General features: G+C 62.7%; 19 protein-coding genes and 2 tRNA genes. 4 read left to right on the forward strand and 17 right to left on the reverse strand.

Annotated features, from left to right (window positions below):
* Nucleotides 1-11: 11 nt before the first annotated feature.
* From AC50X7_RS05975 to AC50X7_RS06005, 7 genes are all read right to left on the reverse strand, one after another.
* Nucleotides 12-449, reverse strand: a complete 438-nt coding sequence (locus tag AC50X7_RS05975; RefSeq protein WP_494978136.1) for a MaoC family dehydratase — start codon at nucleotides 447-449, stop codon at nucleotides 12-14.
* 2 nt (nucleotides 450-451) lie between these two features.
* On the reverse strand, nucleotides 452-913 hold the full coding sequence (locus AC50X7_RS05980; protein WP_494978137.1) for an FAS1-like dehydratase domain-containing protein: 462 nt from the start codon (nucleotides 911-913) through the stop codon (nucleotides 452-454).
* A gap of 41 nt (nucleotides 914-954) precedes the next feature.
* Nucleotides 955-1,179 carry a DUF3188 domain-containing protein gene (locus AC50X7_RS05985; protein ID WP_494978138.1) on the reverse strand — a complete coding sequence of 75 codons (225 nt, stop codon included), beginning with the start codon at nucleotides 1,177-1,179 and terminating at the stop codon, nucleotides 955-957.
* 52 nt (nucleotides 1,180-1,231) lie between these two features.
* A complete protein-coding gene (locus tag AC50X7_RS05990) occupies nucleotides 1,232-2,152 on the reverse strand; it encodes a DUF2797 domain-containing protein (RefSeq protein WP_494978139.1) in 921 nt (306 codons plus the stop codon).
* A gap of 29 nt (nucleotides 2,153-2,181) precedes the next feature.
* Complete coding sequence (locus AC50X7_RS05995; RefSeq protein ID WP_307094302.1) at nucleotides 2,182-3,045, reverse strand: HpcH/HpaI aldolase/citrate lyase family protein; 864 nt, start codon at nucleotides 3,043-3,045, stop codon at nucleotides 2,182-2,184.
* Between the two features lie 166 nt (nucleotides 3,046-3,211).
* The gene (locus AC50X7_RS06000) at nucleotides 3,212-4,153 is read right to left on the reverse strand and encodes an aldo/keto reductase (protein ID WP_494978140.1); all 942 of its coding nucleotides are present in this window, start codon (nucleotides 4,151-4,153) and stop codon (nucleotides 3,212-3,214) included.
* Nucleotides 4,154-4,204: 51 nt separating this feature from the next.
* Nucleotides 4,205-5,917 (reverse strand): glycoside hydrolase family 13 protein, encoded by a 1,713-nt coding sequence (locus AC50X7_RS06005; RefSeq protein ID WP_494978141.1) that lies wholly within the window; start codon nucleotides 5,915-5,917, stop codon nucleotides 4,205-4,207.
* A 96-nt stretch (nucleotides 5,918-6,013) separates the two neighbouring features.
* Here AC50X7_RS06005 and AC50X7_RS06010 point away from each other — a divergent pair, with 96 nt between their 5' ends.
* Nucleotides 6,014-7,222, forward strand: a complete 1,209-nt coding sequence (locus tag AC50X7_RS06010) for an ROK family protein (RefSeq protein ID WP_494978142.1) — start codon at nucleotides 6,014-6,016, stop codon at nucleotides 7,220-7,222.
* Here the strand turns inward: AC50X7_RS06010 and AC50X7_RS06015 are convergent.
* The 4 genes from AC50X7_RS06015 to yidC form a co-directional block, all read right to left on the reverse strand.
* A complete protein-coding gene (locus tag AC50X7_RS06015; RefSeq protein WP_494978143.1) occupies nucleotides 7,215-7,874 on the reverse strand; it encodes an SDR family oxidoreductase in 660 nt (219 codons plus the stop codon). The genes AC50X7_RS06010 and AC50X7_RS06015 overlap by 8 nt on opposite strands.
* 16 nt (nucleotides 7,875-7,890) lie before the next feature.
* Entirely contained in the window at nucleotides 7,891-8,448 is a 558-nt protein-coding gene (locus AC50X7_RS06020) for a dihydrofolate reductase family protein (RefSeq protein ID WP_494978144.1), read from the reverse strand.
* Nucleotides 8,436-9,017: a carboxymuconolactone decarboxylase family protein gene (locus tag AC50X7_RS06025; protein WP_494978145.1), complete on the reverse strand. Its 582-nt coding sequence runs from the start codon at nucleotides 9,015-9,017 to the stop codon at nucleotides 8,436-8,438. Before AC50X7_RS06025 ends, AC50X7_RS06020 begins: the two co-directional genes overlap by 13 nt.
* Nucleotides 9,018-9,096: 79 nt before the next feature.
* On the reverse strand, nucleotides 9,097-9,885 hold the full coding sequence (yidC, locus tag AC50X7_RS06030) for a membrane protein insertase YidC (RefSeq protein WP_494978146.1): 789 nt from the start codon (nucleotides 9,883-9,885) through the stop codon (nucleotides 9,097-9,099).
* Between the two features lie 240 nt (nucleotides 9,886-10,125).
* Between yidC and AC50X7_RS06035 the strand changes: the two genes are divergently transcribed.
* Nucleotides 10,126-11,319, forward strand: coding sequence for an acyltransferase family protein (locus AC50X7_RS06035; RefSeq protein ID WP_494978147.1), 1,194 nt, complete (start codon nucleotides 10,126-10,128; stop codon nucleotides 11,317-11,319).
* Nucleotides 11,320-11,516: 197 nt separating this feature from the next.
* On the opposite strand, the gene AC50X7_RS06040 is transcribed toward AC50X7_RS06035, so the two are convergent.
* Nucleotides 11,517-12,659 (reverse strand): tyrosine-type recombinase/integrase, encoded by a 1,143-nt coding sequence (locus tag AC50X7_RS06040; RefSeq protein WP_494978148.1) that lies wholly within the window; start codon nucleotides 12,657-12,659, stop codon nucleotides 11,517-11,519.
* A gap of 1,867 nt (nucleotides 12,660-14,526) precedes the next feature.
* On the opposite strand from AC50X7_RS06040, the gene AC50X7_RS06045 reads away from it, so the two are divergent.
* The gene (locus AC50X7_RS06045) at nucleotides 14,527-15,207 is read left to right on the forward strand and encodes a hypothetical protein (protein WP_494978149.1); all 681 of its coding nucleotides are present in this window, start codon (nucleotides 14,527-14,529) and stop codon (nucleotides 15,205-15,207) included.
* A 299-nt stretch (nucleotides 15,208-15,506) separates the two neighbouring features.
* Here the strand turns inward: AC50X7_RS06045 and AC50X7_RS06050 are convergent, their stop codons facing one another.
* Together AC50X7_RS06050 and AC50X7_RS06055 are read right to left on the reverse strand one after the other, a co-directional pair.
* Nucleotides 15,507-16,214 (reverse strand): DNA adenine methylase, encoded by a 708-nt coding sequence (locus tag AC50X7_RS06050; protein WP_494978150.1) that lies wholly within the window; start codon nucleotides 16,212-16,214, stop codon nucleotides 15,507-15,509.
* 3 nt (nucleotides 16,215-16,217) lie between these two features.
* Nucleotides 16,218-17,138 (reverse strand): helix-turn-helix domain-containing protein, encoded by a 921-nt coding sequence (locus tag AC50X7_RS06055; RefSeq protein ID WP_494978151.1) that lies wholly within the window; start codon nucleotides 17,136-17,138, stop codon nucleotides 16,218-16,220.
* A 301-nt stretch (nucleotides 17,139-17,439) separates the two neighbouring features.
* On the opposite strand from AC50X7_RS06055, the gene AC50X7_RS06060 reads away from it, so the two are divergent.
* Nucleotides 17,440-18,015 (forward strand): recombinase family protein, encoded by a 576-nt coding sequence (locus AC50X7_RS06060; RefSeq protein ID WP_494978152.1) that lies wholly within the window; start codon nucleotides 17,440-17,442, stop codon nucleotides 18,013-18,015.
* 54 nt (nucleotides 18,016-18,069) lie between these two features.
* Here the strand turns inward: AC50X7_RS06060 and AC50X7_RS06065 are convergent, their stop codons facing one another.
* The 3 genes from AC50X7_RS06065 to AC50X7_RS06075 form a co-directional block, all read right to left on the reverse strand.
* Complete coding sequence (locus AC50X7_RS06065; RefSeq protein ID WP_494978153.1) at nucleotides 18,070-19,656, reverse strand: SIR2 family protein; 1,587 nt, start codon at nucleotides 19,654-19,656, stop codon at nucleotides 18,070-18,072.
* Nucleotides 19,657-19,964: 308 nt separating this feature from the next.
* A tRNA-Met gene (locus tag AC50X7_RS06070) sits at nucleotides 19,965-20,038 on the reverse strand.
* A gap of 61 nt (nucleotides 20,039-20,099) precedes the next feature.
* Nucleotides 20,100-20,171, reverse strand: a tRNA-Thr gene (locus AC50X7_RS06075).
* Nucleotides 20,172-20,456: the final 285 nt, after the last annotated feature.

The raw sequence follows: 20,456 nt of genomic DNA on the forward strand, positions 1-20,456 counted from the left end.
GGCTTCCCGGCTCAGCTGAGCCGGACCACTGCCTGGGCCTTCATCAGGACTTTCTGCCCGGCGGAAACTACGGTGAGGTCGACGCGGGCGGTGCCGGCCTCGGCGTCGAGCTTTCCGATGGTGCCGCTGACCTCGATGGTGGCGCCGGGCTCAGCGGTTCCCGTGGTGTCGGTGACCAGGACCGGCTTGGTAAAGCGGGTCTGGAAGTCGACAACGGCGGCTGGGTTCCCTGCCCAGTCAGTGACCAGCTGAACGGCGGAGCCCATGGTGAACATGCCGTGCGCGATGACGCCGGGCAGTTCCACGCCGGTGGCGAAGGCCTCGTTCCAGTGGATGGGGTTGAAATCGCCGGAAGCGCCGGCGTACTTAACCAGGTCTGTGCGGGTGACCTCGATGGTGCGGCTGCCGATTTCCTGGCCGGCGCTGAGTTCGTTGAAGGTGGGGCTCATGGTTACTGTCCCTCTCCGCGGACCAGGATGGATGACGTGGTGGTGGTGACCGGCTCCCGGGAATCATCCGAGCCCAGGACGAAGATTTCGGCACGCGTGGTGATCATCGCTCCCCCGCCCATGGCACGGACGCCGTCCACGTGGAGCTCCGCAACCAGGCGGTCGCCGGCCAGGATGGGCCGGTGGTGGATGAAGCGCTGATCGGCATGGACCACGCGGGAGAAGTCGATGCCGGCCTCGGGATCCTCGATGAGCTGGGCGTCTGCGCGCTGGGCGATGATGATGGCGAACGTTGGCGGGGCAACCAGATCGGTGTGGCCAAGTGCCTTGGCAGCGTCTACATCAAAGTGCGCAGGGTGGGTGGCTTTGACGGCGCGGGCGAATTCGCGGATCTTCTCGCGGCCAACGTCATAAACCTCTGCAGCAGGGTAGCTTCGGCCCTGCAGGTCCGGATTGATAGTCATGGGCTCAAGCCTATCGCCACGCTTGGGAGCGGCCTGAAAGGTTACCGGCGCAGGTTCTTCCGGATGGTTTGGCCACGGACCACGATCCCGGCGATGTGCAGGACCAGGCCCAGCCCGATCAGGGGAAGGGATGCGGTGGCGAGGCCGGGGTTGCCGCTGGTGTTGCCCACCAGGTTCAGGATGATGCCGACGGCGATCAGTCCCATCGCGCTGAAGACCAGGACTTTATAGCGGGTGGGCGCGGTGGCCCAAAATTCGTTCAGCACTCTGCCATTCTACTGGGGTGCGGCCGGGGCCTGCCCCGGTGTTGGCTCCAAGTCAGAACAACGCTTCCTGGACGGCCGGCACCTCGGAGCTGTAGTGGCCCAGTTCGATGGTGCGGCCCTTGAGCTGGCCAAGATCCACCACGAATTCCAGGTCGGCGCCATCGAGGGCGGCCAGCACAAAGCTGCCGCAGATGGACTGGATGGTGAACCCGTGCTGCCCCGAAGCCAGCGCGTGGGGGTACGCGTGCCGGACGCTTCCGGAGCACAGCCGTTCCGCCAGTCCGGGCCTGCTCCAGCTTTCGTCCACCACTTCGAAACCGTCTTCGCCGGCCCCGGAAATGACGTGGCGGGCGGTGGTTGCAAGTGCCGCGTTATGGGCACTGAGCCTGGAAGCAGGAGCCGGGGTTGCCAGGGCGGCGGCTTTGGCCGCGGACCGCACCTGCTGCGGAAGCCCGCCGTCGCGCGTTACCAGGTCCTCAAGGATCCGCACCACACGCCCGTCCGCCGCGCGGGCCACGTAGCTCGCCGCCACGGCACCCTGTTCGGCGAGCCGCTGCCATTTTCGAAGATCAGACGCAGTACCTACTTTGCTTGCCCCGTTGGCGAAGGTGGCGACGTAGAGCCAGTGCGGCTGCATCAGGTAGCTGCGCAGGCCGGGCGGGACGCCTCCACCCCTGTGGAAGTCGTGCATCAGCCGGAAGTCGTCCACCACAAAGCACCGCTCGCATTGGTTCCCGCGGGCCACCGGTGATTGCCCGGCACACAGGACGTGGTCCCGGTGGGCGGGTCCGTGCACGCGGTGGTGGCCAAGGCAGGTTTTCCCCTCGGCGGCGAGCCGGAAACCCAGGCGGGTGCCGCCGTCGAGCGCTATCTCCCGGAAAGTGCCGTCCGAAGCCTGCAGCCGCAGCACCGGGCAGGAGGCCGGCGGGGCAGGCCAAAAGACCCCGTGGACCAGATAACGGGTATCGGTCACGGGGTCTCCTGACGTGAAGCGTGTGGGTGCTACAGCGCGGGCTGCACCCCAAAGGCTACCGCGAGCTTCATGATCTTCTCGGCGCGGCCCAGCCGGGGCAGGTCCGAGCCGTCACGGATGACGCGGCCGTTGGCTTCGAAGTCGGCCATGAAGTCAGTGGCCCAGGCGACGTCCGACGGTGTGGGGCTGATGACCTCGTTGATGACGGGGGTCTGGTCGATGGCAAGGCAAAGTTTGCCGGTCATGCCCATCATCACGGTGACACCGGTCTGCTCCCGCAGGATGGGGTGGTTGGTGCCGACGGTGGGGCCGTCGATGGGGCCGGGGAGGTTCCCGACGCGGCTTGCTACCACCAGTTTGGCGCGCGGGTAGGCCATAGCCTCAGCCGTGGCGGCCATGCCGGTGTCCCGGCGGAAGTCCCCGGAACCGAAGGCCAGGCGGAAAGCGCCCTGGGCCTTGGCGATGTTGTTGGCTTCCTCGATGCCGACGGCGGATTCCACCAGCGGGATGACGGGGGTGTTGCCGTCCATGCGGTGGAAGCTCTCGGTGACCTGGTCGGCGGATTCGGTCTTGGCGAGCATCACGCCGAGGAGGCCGGGAGTGCCGCGGAGGCCGGCGAGGTCGGCGGCCCAGAAGGGGCTGGTGGCATCGTTGATCCGGACCCAGGCCTTGCCGCCGGCGGTCAGCCAGTCAACCACGTTGTTCCGTGCCTGGTCCTTCTGGGAAGGGTCCACGGCGTCTTCAATATCCAGGATGATCGAGTCGGCGCGGGACACAGCCGACTGGTCAAAAAGCTCCGTCTTCATGGCATTAACAAGGAGCCATGAGCGTGCGATTTCTGCTGGGATATTGCGTTCCGGCCTTACGGTCTCGGTGGCGATGGTAGACGTCATGTATCTACCGTATCCGCCCCGCAACCGGCATTGCGCAGAATTCGGCCCCCTTGTGAGGTTCAATACGAACTAAACCGGATATGACAGGGCTCGCGGTGAGAGTAGGTAGCAGCAAGTGCCGTCATGGAGCTTCAAAACGACACTTGCTGCTACCCGGTTGGGAAGGTCAGGGGATGTTGCTGCCCCGGGCCGTCACCCAGAGCCTGTACCACTCTGCCCGGCTCATGGCCTCGGCCACGCGGGCAGCGTCAGCGCAGGCACGGATCCTGCCGGGGTTGACCGTTCCGATTACCGGGGCGATACCCGCCGGGTGCTTCATCAGCCAACCGAGCAGGACAGCTTCGCCGGAGCTGCCGTACTCCCCCGCCAGCTCCGCAACCAGCTCTGCGGTTGCGGCTTCGGCCGACGTCGGGCTGTCCTGTTCCGCGCCCGTATACAGGCCGCGGGCCAGCGAGCCGTAGGCCTGCAGGGTGATCGAGTTGCGGACGCAGTACTCCAGCGTGCCGTGCGGGAAGCTGTAGTCCAGGTGCTCGGCATGGTTTACCAGCACCTGGCTTTCCAGCCAGGCCCGCTTGAGCAGGCTCACTTCCAGCTGGTTCGCCACCACCGGGGTTTCCAGCCGGTCCTGCAGCGCTTCAATCTGCGCCCCGGACATGTTGGACACACCCAGCTGCCGGACCTTTCCTTCGGCCATCAGCTGCCCGACGGCGGCGGCAACCTCTGCGGGGTCCGCCAAGGGGTCCGGGCGGTGCAGCAGGAGGATGTCCACGTAGTCCGTCCGCAGCCGCTTCAGGCTTTCGTTGACGCGCTCCAGGATTGCCTCACGGCTGAGGTCGTAGTGCGTCTGCAGGCCGCGTTCGTTCAGCCTGATGCCACACTTGGTCTGCAGCCGGATGCGGTCCCGAAGCCCTGGCGTGGCAGCCAGCACCTCGCCGAAGACGGCCTCGGATTTGCCGCTGCGGTAAATGTCCGCGTGGTCAAAGAGGGTGATCCCCGCGTCCAGCGCGGCCTCGACGGCGGCAGCGGCCTCGTCCACATGCTCACCTGCGTGCGGCTCGTCGGACCAGCTGCCGCCCAGGCCCATGCAGCCATAAACCAGTTCCTGCATCAGCTCAGCTCCTGCATCAGGCTGCGCACCCCGGGAGGCATTGTGCTGACATCAGCGCAGCCATGCGGTGGTGGCGGCGGGCAGCTTGCCGTCCTCGAGGGGGGCGCTGCTGGCCAGGACCGCGCCTGCCGGAAGGTCGACGGCGGTGTCCCCGAAGTTGGTCACTGACTGCCAGCCGTTGGGCCGGCGGAAGTGCAGGACGTCCGGGGTGCCGGTCTCCACCCATTCCAATTCCTCGTCGGTCTGCAGTTCGCGGCGGAGCTTCAGGGCGGCGCGGTACAGCTCCAGGGTGGAGCCTTGGGTACCGTCCTGTGCCTCCACCGCGTACTTGCTGAACCAGTCCGGCTGGGGCAGGTGCGCGCCGCCGTCACCGAAGCCGAAGGAGGTTCCTTCCACCTTCCAGGGCAGCGGCACGCGGCAGCCGTCGCGGCCGATTTCCACGCCCTTGTTACGGAAGAAGGACGGGTCCTGCCGCTCCGACTCGGGGATGTCGGCCACTTCCTGGAGGCCAAGTTCCTCGCCCTGGTACAAGTACGCGGAGCCCGGGACGGCGAGCATCAGCAGTGTGGCGGCGCGGGCACGGCGTTCACCGAGCTCCACATCCAGCTCCTCGGCGGGTCCGCCGGCAAGGAGCCAGTCCTTGCCGTCCTGGCCCTTGGTGCGCTCCTTGCCCCTGGACACCTGGGGCAGGCCGTAACGGGTAGCGTGGCGGACCACGTCGTGGTTGGAAAAGACCCACGTGGAGGAGGCACCGGTGGCCGCAGCCTCGGCGAGGTTCCGGGTGATGATTTCGCGGTACTCAGCACCGTCGAAGTCGGCCTGCAGCAGGTCGAAGTTGAAGGCCTGGCCGAGGCCCTGCGGGCTGGCGTAGCGGGCACGCCGCGTGGCGTGGACCCAGGCTTCGGCGACGGCGGTGCGCGGCGGGTTGTACTCGTTGAACACCTCGCGCCATTCGGCGTAGATCTCGTGGACCTCGTCGCGGTCCCAGAAAGGGTGGGTGCCGTCGTCGAATCCGTCCACACCGGTGTTGGCCGCGCTCAATTCCAGCTTCGAGAGCAGGGGTTCAGTGAGGTCCTTGGTAAGGGCGTGGGCGACGTCCACCCGGAACCCGTCGACGCCCCGGTCAGACCAGAACCGCAGGGTCTTGAGGAAGTCCTCGCGGATCTCCCGGTTGGACCAGTTCAGGTCCGGCTGTTCCTTGGCGAAGATGTGCATGTACCACTGTCCCGGGGTGCCGTCCGGTTCGGTGATGCGCTCCCAGGCAGGGCCGCCGAAAACGGAGTCCCAGTCCGACGGCGGGAACTCGCCGTTGGGGCCCTTGCCGTCACGGAAGATGTAGCGGTCCCGGGCCGGTGATCCCTTGGGTGAAGCGAGCGCTTCCTTGAACCACTCGTGCCGGTCCGAGGAGTGGTTGGGCACGATGTCCGCGATGAGCTTGATGCCCGCCTTATGCAGCGCGTTGGCCATCTCGTCGAAGTCCGCCAGCGTTCCCAGCTTGGGGTCCACGTCGCGGTAGTCGTCCACGTCGTAGCCGCCGTCTGCCAGCGCCGAGGGGTAGAACGGGCTCAACCAGACAGCGTCGATCCCCAGCGACTTCAGGTACGGGACCTTGGCAGTGATGCCCTTGAGGTCACCGATGCCGTCGCCGTTGGAGTCCGCGAAGCTCCGCGGGTAGATCTGGTACACAGAGGCCTGGCGCCACCAGTTGGGATCGGCCAGGCGGTCGGAATCGGAAAGGGTTGCCAGTGTGGCGGTGGTGGACAAGGGGTGATCCTTTGCTTCTTGTCGACTATATTTATATTGATTCTAAATTTAGTTGCCCGATCATTATCTGGCGCGACGTACGGAAAGGTCAACAGCATGGCTGATACGGCCCCGGCAACCCCCCAACTGCTGCGCAGGGTCAGTGCCGGCTCTGTGCTGGAGTTCATGCGCTCCTCCGGCGACGTGACCGTGACGGAGGTCATGGAAGCAACGGGGCTGACGCGTGCCACAGGCATTGCGGTGTGTGAAGACCTCAAAGAACGGGGCTGGATCCGGGAGCTGGAAAACCAGCGGGCTTTTGGCGGGTACCAGAAGGGGCGCCCCGCCAGGCGTTTCGAGCTGAACGAGCGGGCCGGCTACGTACTGGGCATGGACGTCGGGGTGTCAAAGGCAACGGTGGTGGTGTCAGATCTCCGCGGAAATTTTGTTGGCAGGTCAAGCCTGCCGTTCCCGGAAGCGGAGATTTCGGCGGAGGAACGCGTCTCCGTCATCGACCACGCGGCCCTGATGGCCCTGGACAGCGCGGGCGCCTCGGCCGATTCTGTCCTGGCCGCAGCCGCCGGCATCGCCGCCCCCGTGGACCGGAACGGGGACGTGCTGGTGGCCCAGCACTTCTGGGGACTGTTCGACGTCGGCCTGAAGTCGGCGCTGCGGGAGCGGCACGGCTGGACAGTGCTGCTCGAAAACGACGCCAACCTTGCAGCCCTTGGGGACCGCTGGCGGGGCGCTGCGGCGGGAGTCGAGGACGTCGTCGTGATTCTTGCCAGTGAACGCCTGGGTGCAGGGATGCTCGACGGCGGGCGGCTGCTCCACGGCAGCCGCGGCGGCGCCGGCGAGCTCGCATTCCTCGAGCAGGTCCAGGGCGTGGGCGACACGTTCGGCATTGCGAGCCTCGCCAGGGCCTGGGCCGCAGAAGCCATCGCCGGCAAGGCCAGGACGTCCCTTCGCGCCCACCTGCAGCATGGCGGCGCGGAAGCCGAGCACGTCTTTGCGGCCGCCGCTGGCGGGGACGGCGTGGCCCTGAAGATCCTCGACCGCCTGGCCGACAGGATGGCCAGGGTCATTGGCGCGGTGGCCACGATGCTCAACCCTGAGCTCGTGGTTATTGGCGGCGCCGTGGCCAACTCGGCCGGTGTGCTGCTGGAACCGATCGCCGGGAAGCTGAAGGAGTTCACCGCCACGCCGCCGCGGGTGGCGGTATCGCCACTGGGCGACTCGATCGTCACCGTCGGTGCCGTGCGTGCCGCCCTGGACTATGTGGAGAAGAACTCCTTGGACCTGGAGCTTGCCGGCGCAGTCAGCTAAGTGACTCCAGCGCGGCGGCAACCGGCAGCGAACCGTCGCAGAATTCAATCATCCGGCCAGCCGTTTCCGGCAGGTCCAGCACCGCGGCCGCCACGATGGCCGTGTTGCTGCGCGACGTTCCCCGGTCCCCCTCGCCGGGTTCCGGGTCCACCTTGATCGAGCCGGTGCCGGGTTTGTCCGTCAGGGTGCCGGGCCCCAGGATGGTCCACGCGAGGTTGGTGCCCCGAAGATAATCATCAGCGGCGGCTTTGGCTTCGGCGTAGGCGAAGAAGCCGTTGTTCTCCGGCACGCCGTGGTCCTTGCGGGCTCCCAGGTAGGACACCATCACGTAGCGGTTCACTCCCGCCTGCGCTGCGGCGTCCATCGACCGGATGGCCGCGTCCCGGTCCACGGCGTACGTGCGGGCCGGGTTCCCGCCGCCGGCGCCCGCGGACCAGACCACGGCGTCGTGGCCCTTTAGCGCCTCGGCGATTGCCGCCGTCGTCGTGTTTTCCACGTCAAGGACCGACGGTGTGGCGCCCGTTTGCGCGACGTCGGGGACATGGTCCGGGTTGCGGATGAACGAGGTGACGCTGTGGCCCTCCCCGGCGAGGATGGTGGACAGGCGGAGGGCCACTTTGCCGTGGCCGCCGATGATGGCGATGCGGGTCATGGACCCATTCTGCCCCTCAGGGCAGGCAACGGTAGCGAAGGTACACCACGCCGTTGCCGAACCGGTGCTCGTCGAGGAGCTCCAGCCTGGCTTCCAGTCCGTCCGGCAGGGCGCGAAGGCCTCCCCCGACGACGACGGGATTGATCAGGAACCCGCACTCGTCCACCAGCCCGGCAGCCATTGCCAGCCCTGCCAGGTTGGCGCCGCCGATGCCCATCTTGCCGTCCCTGGCATCCTTCATGGCACGGACGGTGGCCGGATCGAAGGTGCGCTCGATCCTGGTCCGTTGCGTCAAAGGGGCTTCGAGCGAGGAGGAGTAGACAACCTTGTCTGCCCGCTTCCAAATGGCGGCGTAGTCCTGGATGACCGGCGGGTCCCCGGGTGCACCCATGGTTTCCCAGACAGACATAACGTCGTACATCCGGCGGCCGAGCAGGAAGGTCCCCAGATCCCGTTCGAGGTCGTTGACGAAGGCGTGGACTTCCTCGTGCGGTGCGCTCCAGTCGAAGTTGCCGTTACGGTCCGCGACATAGCCATCCAGGGAGGTGATGGCTGTGTAGGTCAGCTGCGCCACGGCATGGCTCCCAGCAGGGCTGACTGCAGTTCCGGGCTGAGGCCTGCGGGGACGTCCAGGTCAACGTTCAGAGCGAGGAGCGCGCGGCTGAAGAAGTTCCGGGCAGCCGCGGCCAGGGTGATGTCGGCGAGTTCCCGGTCGGTGAAGCCTTCGTCCCGCAGGGCCTGCGCGTCGCTGTCGGTCATGGCCGCGGCGTCCGTGCTGAGTTCCACGGCATAGTCCATCATGGCCACCTCTCCGGAGGACAATCCGGCATCGTGGAAATCGCGGGTAACGGGCAAAAGTTCCGCTTCGGTCATGATGGTCAACGTCTTCTTGCCATGGGCCAACCTGCAGTGCGTGGACCCGATGGCCTGGGCCGCGGCCAGGGTCACCAGCTCGTAGCGGCGCAGGCCCAAGGATGAGCTGATCGCCTGCGTCAGTGATTCCCAGGCCACGTACGCCTCGGGATTCAGGCTGATGGCCTTGGTATGGCTTGGCACGTAGCCGAGCGAGCGGACGTCGTCGTCGTAGATGTCAGCCTGCAGGCCGTCCACTTCGGACTCGGGGATCGTTTTGAGGATGGTCATTGCGGGTCCTCGGGGGGGCGGGGGCTTTCGTTGGTGCGCTAATTCTGGTCCCGGCCCTTGTGTTTGTAAACCAGCCGATTCAGGCATTGCGGGTGACCAGGAACTGCTGGACCAGCGTCCAGAGGTTGGAGACGGTCCAGTAGATGAGGACGCCGATGGGGAAGATGATGCCGCCTGCGCCGAACACCACCGGCAGGACATACAGCAGGATCTTCTGCTGGCGTAGGAACGGGCTCTCCGGGTCCTGGGCGGCCACGGTACGGGCCAGCACGAGCCGCTGGGTGAGGAACTGGCAGCCGGTCATCGCCAGGATCATCACGACGGCGAGAACGGCGACTGTGGTTGGGTCACCTCCGCCGTGCACCAGGGAGGCGGACAGCGGCGCATCAAAGATGGCGGATGAGGCGAACTGGACCGCATTGGCGTGGCTCATAGCTCCAATCCCTTCACCCCGTGCGCTGGCGTCCGCGATACCGGCCAACAACTGGAAGAGGGCAAGGAAGAAGGGCGCCTGGACCAGCAGGGGCAGGCAGGCGGAGAACGGGTTGGTGCCGTGCTTTTTGTACACGGCCATCTGTTCCTGGGCCATGGCCTGCCGTGACAGCTGGTCGGTTTTGCCCCGGTACTTATCCTGAAGCGCCTTGAGGTCCGGCTGCAGCTGCCGCATCCGGCGCTGTGCACGAACCTGGGCGAGGAACACCGGGATCAATGCTGCCCGTATGACGAGCACCAGCCCGATGATGGCCAGCGTCCAGGTCCAGCCTTCCGCAGCCGGCATACCGAGGGCCGCCAGTCCATCGTGAAAGGCCACCATGATGACGGACACCAGCCACCTGAACGGCTCCATCACCTCATTCAAGAAGTCCATTCAGTCCCCCACTCCGCTGTTGCTGCAAAAGCTACTGTGCCTGCACCGTCCCTGTCATGGAGCCGGCCTTTCTTCCAGGTGACCCTGCTGGGAAATGGCCACGTAGCCCTTGGCCAAAATTCGAGTACAGGAGACGGGTGCCCTTGGAAGTATGGGCTGATAGCGTCAGTTTCAGCTCGATGGTAGCGCCACCTGCGCCTGCCGTTGAGGTCTGAGAGGGACCAGCGAGGGGACCGGGACATGGAAAAACGGACGGCGAGCACCAATCCCCCGCTTCCGGCCGTCGCGCTTGGACGCCTTACCGAGCCGGATACCACCGCCGACCGTCTTGTCCGCGACCGCACGGGGCGGGACCGGTACCTGGACCTGCTCCGGGCGGTCGCCCTCACGCGCATCGTCGCGTATCACACTTTTTCCGGTGCAGCCTGGCTGACCCTGGTCTTCCCGTCCATGGGCGTGATGTTCGCCCTCGCGGGTTCCCTCATGGCTCGTTCCCTCGAACGGCCTGCCCTGGGCGTCCTGAAAAGCCGAGCCCGGCGTCTCCTGCTCCCGCTGTGGGTTTACAGCGCCACGGTTGTGCCCCTCATGCTCCTGCAGGGCTGGAGCCCGGAGCAGCAGGAGGGACGTTCCTGGGCGGACATCGTGTTCTGGTTCATCCCCCTGGGAGACGCGCCCTACCCGGATACCATCGGATCCGAGGACGGCGTGTTTGGCAACATCTGGGCGCACGAAGCCGGGGTGATCCTCTGGTACATCCGCGCCTACTTCTGGTTCATGCTGCTGTCACCCCTTCTGCTGGCGGCTTTCCGCCGGGTGCCCTGGATTACGCTGATGGCGCCGCTCGGACTCTTGGTGCCCATCGTCGCCGGCTGGATCACACTGCCCACGTGGGCTGAAAACGGCGTCAGCGACTTCGCAACCTACGGCTCCTGCTGGATCCTCGGGTTCGCCCACTACTCGGGAATGCTGCGCAGGATCCCGGCCTGGACCGTGTTTTCGGCAGGTCCGGTGATCATGGTGCTGGGCCTGCTGTGGGCAGCACCCCAGCTTGCGGACGTGGGGTGGGACATGAACCACGTTTTTGGAGGGAATGGGCTGTACGCCTTTGGGTTCTGCGCGATGCTCCTGTGGATCTCGCCATCCTGGACGTCACTGCCTCGGCCAGTCAGTTTCCTCGACAGGCCACTGACACTCATGAACAACAGGGCAGTCACCATCTACCTGTGGCACACCCTGCTGCTGTCGCAATGCTACACCCTCGTCAACAAGCTCTGGGAAATCGACCTGATGGGCGAAACCATCCCGTGGCTGCTGGACAGTGAATGGTCAATATTCGCCGGCGCCTGGCTGCTCCTTGCCCTCGTGTTCGTGACCGTGGGCTGGGTCGAGGACGTGGCGGCGAAACGGGCGCCGCGGCTCTGGCCGGACCGATAACCCGACCTGTCCGTTACGCGGGACTAAAAAAGCCCCCGGATCTGTTGATCCCAGGGGCTTTTCCTGTAGCGGTGGGGAGGCTCGATCTCCCGACCTCACGATTATGAGACGTGCGGTTCCGCCCCTAAGTCGCTGGTGTTATCTTTCCACTTGTAGCCATTTTGTAGCCATCTTGTTTCTCGTGGCCAACCACGTGGCTACGCAACGTCGCCGTTCAGGAGTGCATCCACAGCCCGCGCAGAGGACTGTGCATCATGGGCGAAGAGTTGTGCATACACGTCAAGAGTCGTCACGGCAGAGCTATGCCCGGCAATTTGCTGAACCACTTTCACGTTAGCCCCGGCGCTGATGGCAAGCGTGACTGCGGTACGGCGGAGGTCATGGAAGACCATTTCAGGAAACGTCGAGTCCACTTTCCGGCACCGCTCCACGGCTGGGTGGAAGACCCGGCGCGCGAAGTTGGAAGACCGCAGTTGAGTGCCAGTTGGTGAAGTAAATACCAGCCCACCGGAGGCCACGTGCTTCACGTGCGCCTCAAGCTCAGTCGCAACAGAGCGAGGAATGGGAACCGTGCGGGGCTTGCGGCCCTTAGTCGTCTCCCGAAACTCCAGACGCCCATCCACGGGCACGAGGGTAGACCGAACGACAACCTGGGGGTTGTCACCAATGGTGAGGGCACCCGCCCTCAGGCCCGAGACTTCCGACCATCTCAGCCCCGTGGTGCCGGCGAAGAGGATCAAGAGCTTGTAAGTGTCGTGAGACTGCCCGGCATAGCGTCCGCCCTCTGCGGCCTGCTCTGCCAGCGCCATGAGTTGTGCAGCGGTGAGCGCGGCAGGCTCCCTCACGGGCTCAGGAGTCGGCACGTGATTGATCGTGGCGTTACGCGCGGGATTGGCGGCAAGATGGCCACTGTCCACGGCGTATTGCAACATCCGGCCCAGTTGTCGGTACGCCCGGCGTCGGGCGTCATCGGTGGTAAAGGTTGCCAGCCACTCATTGATCACAGGCAGAGTGACACTTGCCAAGGTGCGGTGCTCAAGGTGGGGCTTCATGTGCTTTTCGTAGATGCGCCGGTACCCGGCCACGGTTACGGGTGACGTAGGCCGCTGGCCCCGTGCGCCCACGCGCTCTATCCGGTCGAGCCATTCAAGGTACAGATCATGAAATCTGATCTTGCCCCCCTTGCGGGTGTCAATCAGGGTGCCCCCCGCCTTAGCGGTGTTGATCTGCAACTCATGAGCCAATGCCTCTGCCTTGGTCCTGAACTGCTTGTAGGTGCGCTTACCTGCTACGCGGTAATCGTGCCGCCACTTCCCGTTTTCAAGTTTGTTGATAGCCATCCGGACACTGTAGCCATCAAGTCGTAGGTTCGCGAACAGGGCTTGCCGTCCAATTAGCGGCAGAATAACGGCGCTCTTACGGTCGTTACTCTATCGTTACAATCTTTCCCCTTCCCTGAGATGGCGCGGAGCGCCCATAAGCTTCGATTCCGCTTCTCGGGTGTTGTTCATGTGTTACTTCGGGTGTTGGGCAAAGGGTCCCTACGGCCGCTGATAGTCTTTTTTCACGCCATCACGGAGGGCCGGGAGCCCTCCAGATTGGTACTCCCGAAGACATGCGATCACCCCTTGGGAATGGGGCCGCACTTCACTGATTCAGCAGTGAAATGTCTGCTTGGATTCCGCTCTGCGGCATGCTCCAGCCTTGTGGCTCAGAGCATCCCAGCGCGATCCACCACAACACATCATCGTGCGCCCCTTTTGGTGCGCCCTGTCCCCCACTGCCGTCTGCCCTTTTGGCATCGGCACCCATCCTCATGGAGTTTCGTTTGTATCAACCACCATCACGGCCACCCTCGAAAAGGCCAGAGAGCTTACCGGGTCCATCTACATGGACCGCCGCGCAACGGCGCAGTACATAAGCGTCAGTGAGAAGTTCCTAGCTTCTCACTTGACCGACGGGCCGAAGCGTATGCGCGTCGGCTCCAGGATCGTTTACCGGTTGTCCGACGTGGAGAACTGGATGCGCCAGCAAGAAGTGACGGAATGAGCAGCCCCTCCGCTGGGGCTACGCGACTGACAAAGGAAGAGCAGTTGCCTAATAATGCACCGGCCATGAACAAGGCCCAGCAGGGGCAGAAGTTCGCGCCAACATTGGGCAGTTTCGTCTTCCGGCAGCCGCCATACACCCTTTTTTCCGGGACACGCGGTAGTGGCCGCCGTGGGTAGAAAGAAGACCCAACACAAGTGCGAGATAAAGGGCTGTGCCAAGGAGGCCCACGGTCGTAACAAGTGCTGGACGCACTTCAAGCGATGGGATCGCGCCTACGGGCACTTGCGGTGCCATTGGCCGGGATGCAGAGTCCACCAGGAGGACGGCGGACGACGCATGAACGGCGTGTTCTACTGCCGAAAACACGAATCCGCACACCTGCGAATCACACCGCAGGCCCTTGAACTGAACATCCGGCGCTTAGGGGACGGCGTCGTTGCTACCGCCAACGGCTGTTGGCTGTGGCAAGTGCCTACCAATGGCGACGGTTACGGGATCTTTGTCCCTGAAGGTGCGAACACTGCCGAGTGGCTAACCCACCGAGTTGCATGGGGCTTACTAATTGGCGGGCACAAGCCAAAGCACCAACTGGACCACCGCACTTGCAAGCAGCGCAATTGCGTGAACCCTCACCACCTTGAGCCAGTCACGGCCAGCACAAACCAACAGCGGAAGCGGAAGCCTCCTCAATGGGGATGGATCAATCGCACTGCCGCAACTTCACCAGTAGTCCACGAGTTCGCCGCGCGTCACGGCTTACCCGTGCCAGATCATGGCGCAGGAACCACGACCAGAAAGGCTCGATGCACGACAACCCCGAAACTCTCAGCCAAGCCCGAGAGTTTGACAAGACCAATGCCCACTATCGCCGCTTAGGGCTGTGCACCCGGTGTGCACCACAGGCGGCCTACGGGCACTCGCAGGGATTCAGCAGGATATACATCCCCTGCGCGGCGTGCCTGCCTCTTATTGCTGATTTCCCAAAGCAGGAGGTAAGCCAGTGGCGAAGCCACGGGCGACGCTTACCGCTGGCATGCCGCTGACCGACTCCCGGTCCCGGCTCTGAGGGTGGGGACAGCGTCTCCTCCTCCCGGCATCCCACTGAGGGTCATACCACCCTCAGACACCCTTACCAGTTTCCAAGGAGAAACACCCATGAGCAGTACCAAGAACACGACCGCCATCAAGGCGGCACAGTCCGCCATCACTCAGGCAGAGGCAAAACATGCGGCGCTGTTGGCTGAGGCCACCACCGCCCAGGAGAACGTGAGCAAGGCAGAGGCCGAACTCAAGCGCATTGAGCAGTGCATTGCTACGGATGATCCGACAGCCGGACTTGAAGACTTGACCAAGGCGGACTCGGAACTTAGGTTCTTCAAGTTGCAATTGCAGGCCAAAAGTCGCGCAGCCGCCGTTGCTGGCGGCGCGGTGGCAACTGAGAAGACTGCGCTGATCATGGCCCGTGTCGAGGCTGGCGAGTACGCCCTTCACATGGACAAGCTGCAGCCCGAGGCCGAAGCCCTCGCCTCCAAGATTGCGGCACTGTTGGCTGAGCACGTGGCATTGTGCGATACCCACGACGCTGGGCGCAGTCAGCTACTGGCAGATGCCAAGCACTCCGACGCATTCAACCAGCAGGGCACCGGCAACCCCGCGTCCCCCCTCTCGTGGGGACACGAAAATGGCAAGCGGCACAAGCCCTCATGGATCGAGATTGACGGGGAACCCGTGCCTGAAATTGGTGGGAAGTGGCGGGGGCAGGCAATCCACAAGCGCGTGGAGTGGATCATGAACCACGGCCAGGCGACGGCAGCAGAGCACTCGCCCATTCTCTAAAGAAGGACAAGGCCGGGGCTTCACGGCCCCGGCCCTTTTTCATCCCCTGCTAGCTCTCGGTGCGGGCCTAGAGGGTGCAGACAGCGTCTCCACCCGCCGACACCCGCTCGTGGCCCTAAACACCCGCATCCCCGAGGCCGGGAATCGAAGGCTTTCTATCCTGTACGTCACCAGCGCGGCTAAGACCAGCGGGGCCACCACGGAACGTGGAAGGGGACCCTGCCCCCCCTGCCTGCCGGATCGAGCCGCTGGCGTCAACAGCGGCCCGCAGCAACCCACTTAGGAGAGAGTCGGCGCACCTAAAAAAGCGCGTCCGACAGCCACCTATCGGGATGATTTACGTCAGGGGGGAAAGAGGATCGGATATATACAGCTTCCTTGTTGGACTTTCCTGCGACTCCCATGTGGTCGATAAGGGGGCGGAACGGTAAGTAATTTGCCTCTCCGCTCTCGCATGCGATGATCTGACCTTGGCGGCTTTCAACCCATGTAGCCAGTGACGAGTAATCGATAAACTCGCTGCTGTAGCGGTAACCCAAACCGGGCGCCCCCTGGTAAGGAGGGTCAATGAACCAAGTAGCTTCCACGTCCGGAGCGTCCGTGTAATCACCGTGGATAATCTCCCAGTGTCGGATTTTTGGCAAATTTTCAGCGAAGACTCGCCGGCTTATTTCCCAATTCCTAGCCAATACAGGAGTCACCTTGATGGTCTTATACCTAAAGGCTTGCTTAGTGGCTGCGTGGATAATGTGAAGGAACTCTGAAGACTTTTCGCCAATGCTGAGTAGAGGCATCTCCATGATCGACTGAGGCGTCGCGTTCTCCAACAACCACTTCCAGATGTCAACGACCTGGGGGTCTTTCTCTATCAGAGTGACCTGCTTTTGCCACCGATTGCCATACAGAGAATAGGCAGCAGCACCAGCGAATGGTTCGATAATTCGGTCATGCTCTGGCTCAGGGTACCTTCGAGCGAGCTGCTTTTTCCGCCCGTAGTAATAGAACACTGTTCACCCTTTGAAATGGAACGACAACTTGCCAACTTTCCTGCGGAAAGCGCTCAGGTACTTGTCATCGGAGATGAGCGCGATCGCACCGGCAGCCATCTTATCCCGTCCAGACGCCGTCATGCCGGTAACCTTCGTGTTGCGACCCGTCGTGCCGCTGATGGCCCCCCAGTCGGACTCGGTCAAGGCGTCCGTAAAGAACACTCCAGTGATTGTCGGCGCAGCGGCCCGTTCAACGGTGCCTCCGACGTAGTCCCACACAATGGCCATGAGTTGCCGAACGTCACGGTGGTGAGCCTGCCAGGTGATGTTAGTTAGTACGTCGATGCGGGCGACCCCAGGGGCCCTCTTGGACCCCTTGGTGATCGATCCGACTGTGGACTTCACCTCCAATCCTTGTGGATAGTTCCGCAACTGAGCCTCAGTTGCATCTACCGCCCCGACGGGAACAATGTCCGGGTGCCCCTTCTCAATTGGGTTTGGAATGGCGCCTACCTCCGAAGCCAGTTCAGAGGCGAAAACGGCTCCGACCATGCCGCTTTGTGCTTTGAAGTCAACAGTTCGGAAAAGGGAAGTCGGCAAGGCGTTCATGACCAAGTTGGCACGTAGGACGCTGTTCCGCACAGACAACGCCGTCACGGTGAAGCCGCAGTCGATCTTGAACTCCGGATCTATCAAGTAACCCGCTTGCTTCCTGTCATCCGGACCTTTAGGAAACATGTCGGCTGGTTCCACCGACAGCGCCCTGGCGATTGCGTGTACGTTCCGCAGCCCCAGATTCCGTTGACCTCTTTCGACGTCGCTTAGGTATGTGCGGTCCAATCCAGCAAGTTCGGCGAGGTGCTCCTGGGAGATTCCGTGGGAGGCGCGGAGGGAACGAACAGTGTTCCCAAAGGCGGTAAGTTCATCGTCAGCTTCAATCACGGATGCAAGGCTTCTAGAGCGTGGACTATGAGTCCACGGACTATGAGTCACATATTAGGTCGCCTCGCTCACACGACGTGGTCTTCTCCGGCAACATCACCGGCAGCACGGTCGGCGCAGGCGGCTCCAGCTAGGCCACTTCTGCTTCTCAAAAACGATCGTTTAGTGAGTGTGAAAACGACTGCCTGCCGTGCGCGGCTGCGCCCTATGTTTGCAAGGGTGTCTGATTATCAAAACCCACTCGCATAATCTAATTCCCATAACACCTTTGTTTAATGAGTAAGTGAGAACGGAGCAGGCCATGGCACTGATTGGCTATATGAGGGTCAGCACGGCAGAGCAAAAGACAGACGGCCAGCGGGACGCCCTGATTGCGGCAGGCGTTAAGGATGACGCGCGGCACTTGTTCCAGGATCACGGCGTGAGCGGGGCCAAGGCTAGCCGTCCCGGTTTTGATAAGTGCCTTGCGGCGCTGCGGGACGGAGACACGTTGGTAGTCGCCAAGCTGGACCGCTTGGGGCGGTCCCTGGGGAATCTCGTGCATCTGTTCCAGGACTTGGCAGAGCGGGGTGTAAGCGTGCGGGTGCTGGATAACCCCATGCTCAGCACGGACGGCAACAAAGCCCAGGCAAAGCTCATGCTGGGCATCTTTGGAACGCTGGCTGAGTATGAGCGGGACTTGCTCAGGGAGCGGACCAACGTGGGACTGGAGGCGGCACGCGCACGCGGCCGCAACGGCGGCAGGCCAGCCCTTTTGGACAGTCCCAAGATCGCCAGGGCAAAGGAGTTGCACGCTGCGGGCAACCTCTCGCCCAAAGAAGTTGCGGATACCGTGGGCGTATCCGTAGCGACGCTGTACCGCTACCTCGCGAAGTAAAGACGAAGCCCCCGGATCACTGATCCGGGGGCTTTCCACAATGGTTAGACGCCTCTACATGCGGAACCCTAGTGCTTCCCAGAGCTTCTCGCTGTCACCCTCAAAGCCTCCTCCATAAACCAGGTGGTCGAACTTGGAACAAAGCTTGGCTACATCTGTTGGAACCGTAGTCCTCCCAGCCAACCGTTGAACCAGGAAATCTCGAAGAGCGACAACGTCAGCTGCGTCGTAGGTGCACCCCACTCCGAGGTTCACACGCAGATCAGGATAATTTGCGCTGAGTTTTTGGAAGGACATGTCCTGCCACTGAGCCGGACGCCGGCCAGGATAGGGCGTGAGGGGTGTAGTCCCGTCCAGCAGTTGCCGCGCCCTCAAAGGCAGCTTGTCCCTGTCAACCTGATAGTTCGCCTTCTCGGCCAACCAAAGGGGATACCAGATGGGTGAGTACTTCGCTCCCCTAAAGATGGATGGAATGAGGCGTTCGAACATGTTCGGCACATTGTGGTCGTGCGCTCCCGCCAACATGTCGAGGAAGAAATCCGCGCGGGAAAAGGCTGAGTAGCCCTTCATGCCGAGCCGCTCCATCGTCCCCACGCCGACCACGACTTCCACGGAATCCGCTTCGGTGTCCTCATCGAACGGAAGGACGTACACCCGGCCTGTTGGCTCGCTGGAGTAGGCCAACTGATAGACACTCTCGCTGAGTTGCCGCAACAACTTAACGGGGAAATGCTGCGGAAGCGAAGACAACATGTCGTAGAGTTCGCCGAAGTCCGCCAAGCCAATTTCTTGAACGCCGAACGTGTGCTCGGCGACAGTGATTGTGGATCGGGCCAGCCCTTCTACCCTCGTGGGACCGGGCCGCCCCACAAAAATAAGTCGATTGTTTAGGGTCTGGAGTTGCTCTTCGGTTAGGCAATCCACCAAGTTGCCGAGGAGTCGCTGGATATGAGGATCCCGAAGACTGTACCCAATGAAGATCACCGGATGCTCAACAAAAAGCGTCAGCATCTTGGCAATTAGGTAAGGGTTGCGATCCCAGAAAGCCTCATAGTCCTCCGCCGTCAGCACCATGGATGCTGGGTCGGAAGCCGATCCGTGGATTTTGTAGATTTCCCCCACCGCCTGAGTCGCTGAGAACAGGACGGTTTGTTGCCCGACGTAAACCTCCATGTCAGGCAAGGCATCTTCGATCACCGAATCGTAGTTTGTAGTTATGACGGCGTGAGCCCTGACGCTAGCCAGCTTCTCCAATTCGGGGATAAGCCCCTCTCGCTGGGTCAGCTTCAGCGCGTTGATGTAGTTCGCCGCCTCCACCTTCAGCGGGTCACCTTCCTGGGTGACGGACTCCTCGTACTTGCCTCTGGATTCAGAGTAGTCATCGGAAAAGAACCAGGTGTCGTAGAAGTCAGCCGCAATGCGGGAGGCTATGGCAGGCAACTTCATCTCTTCAGAAAGGCCCCCTACCTTTCCCTCGTAGTAGCTGAGGGACCTGCCAGTAAGGCCAGCGAGTTCGCGCAAAAGACCCTCCCAGTCAGGGGAGTCAATGTAGCGGCGCGAGAAGCCCGACCCAATGAACAAGACGGGCAGCGTCTTCGAGTTCACCAGAAGTGCTTTGAGCTGGTCAGTAGCGTCTGTCAAGAGTCCCCCTAGAACCGGATATGGCGGGCCTGAGGCCCTGGAGGCTAGTGTATCGGCCGCAAAAGCTCGGACCGGCTTCCAGCCCGCCCTATGTGGATTAAGGCCTCAGGATGGGCGTCAGGGCTGGCAGGAGCACGACAGCAGAGGAGCGCGGCCTGACTTGTGATTCGTAATAGCCATTTCGTAGCCACCACTCAGAGAATGGCTACGATTCGGAGAGAACGCAGGAGAATCTTCATCTGTCAAGCATTTTCTTCTGAGCAACGAAAAACCCCCGGAATCTAAGGGATTCCAGGGGTTTATCTATGTAGCGGTGGGGAGGCTCGATCTCCCGACCTCACGATTATGAGTCGTGCGCTCTAACCAACTGAGCTACACCGCCACGAATGAGGAAAACCTGTGTCAAGCCGGTCAAAACCGCCTTGACACAGGCCCTCATTCAGAGCCCCCCACCGGAATCGATCCGGTGACCTCGTTCTTACCAAGAACGCGCTCTACCACTGAGCTAGGGGGGCAACGAGTAAATACTCTACCGGAAGATTTCCGCACCAACAAATCGGGGGCAAGAGCGGTTCCAGAGCGGTGCAACAGTTGCATTTGGCTCTGGCAAGTCCCTCAAATTCCGCGCCAGTACTGGGACCAAGGCCTGCGCGGCTGCGCCGGAGAAGCACCGCGGCCGGGCTTTCGGGGGCCTTCCGAAGCCCAAATGTGTCCACCCCCACGTCGGCTCAGAGTTTTTGTCCAGATATGCAGGGCTGAAGGGCCTGGAAGTCGGCATATCTGGACAAAAACTCTTACGG

The sequence above is a fragment of the Pseudarthrobacter sp. Hb11 genome (assembly GCF_059383655.1).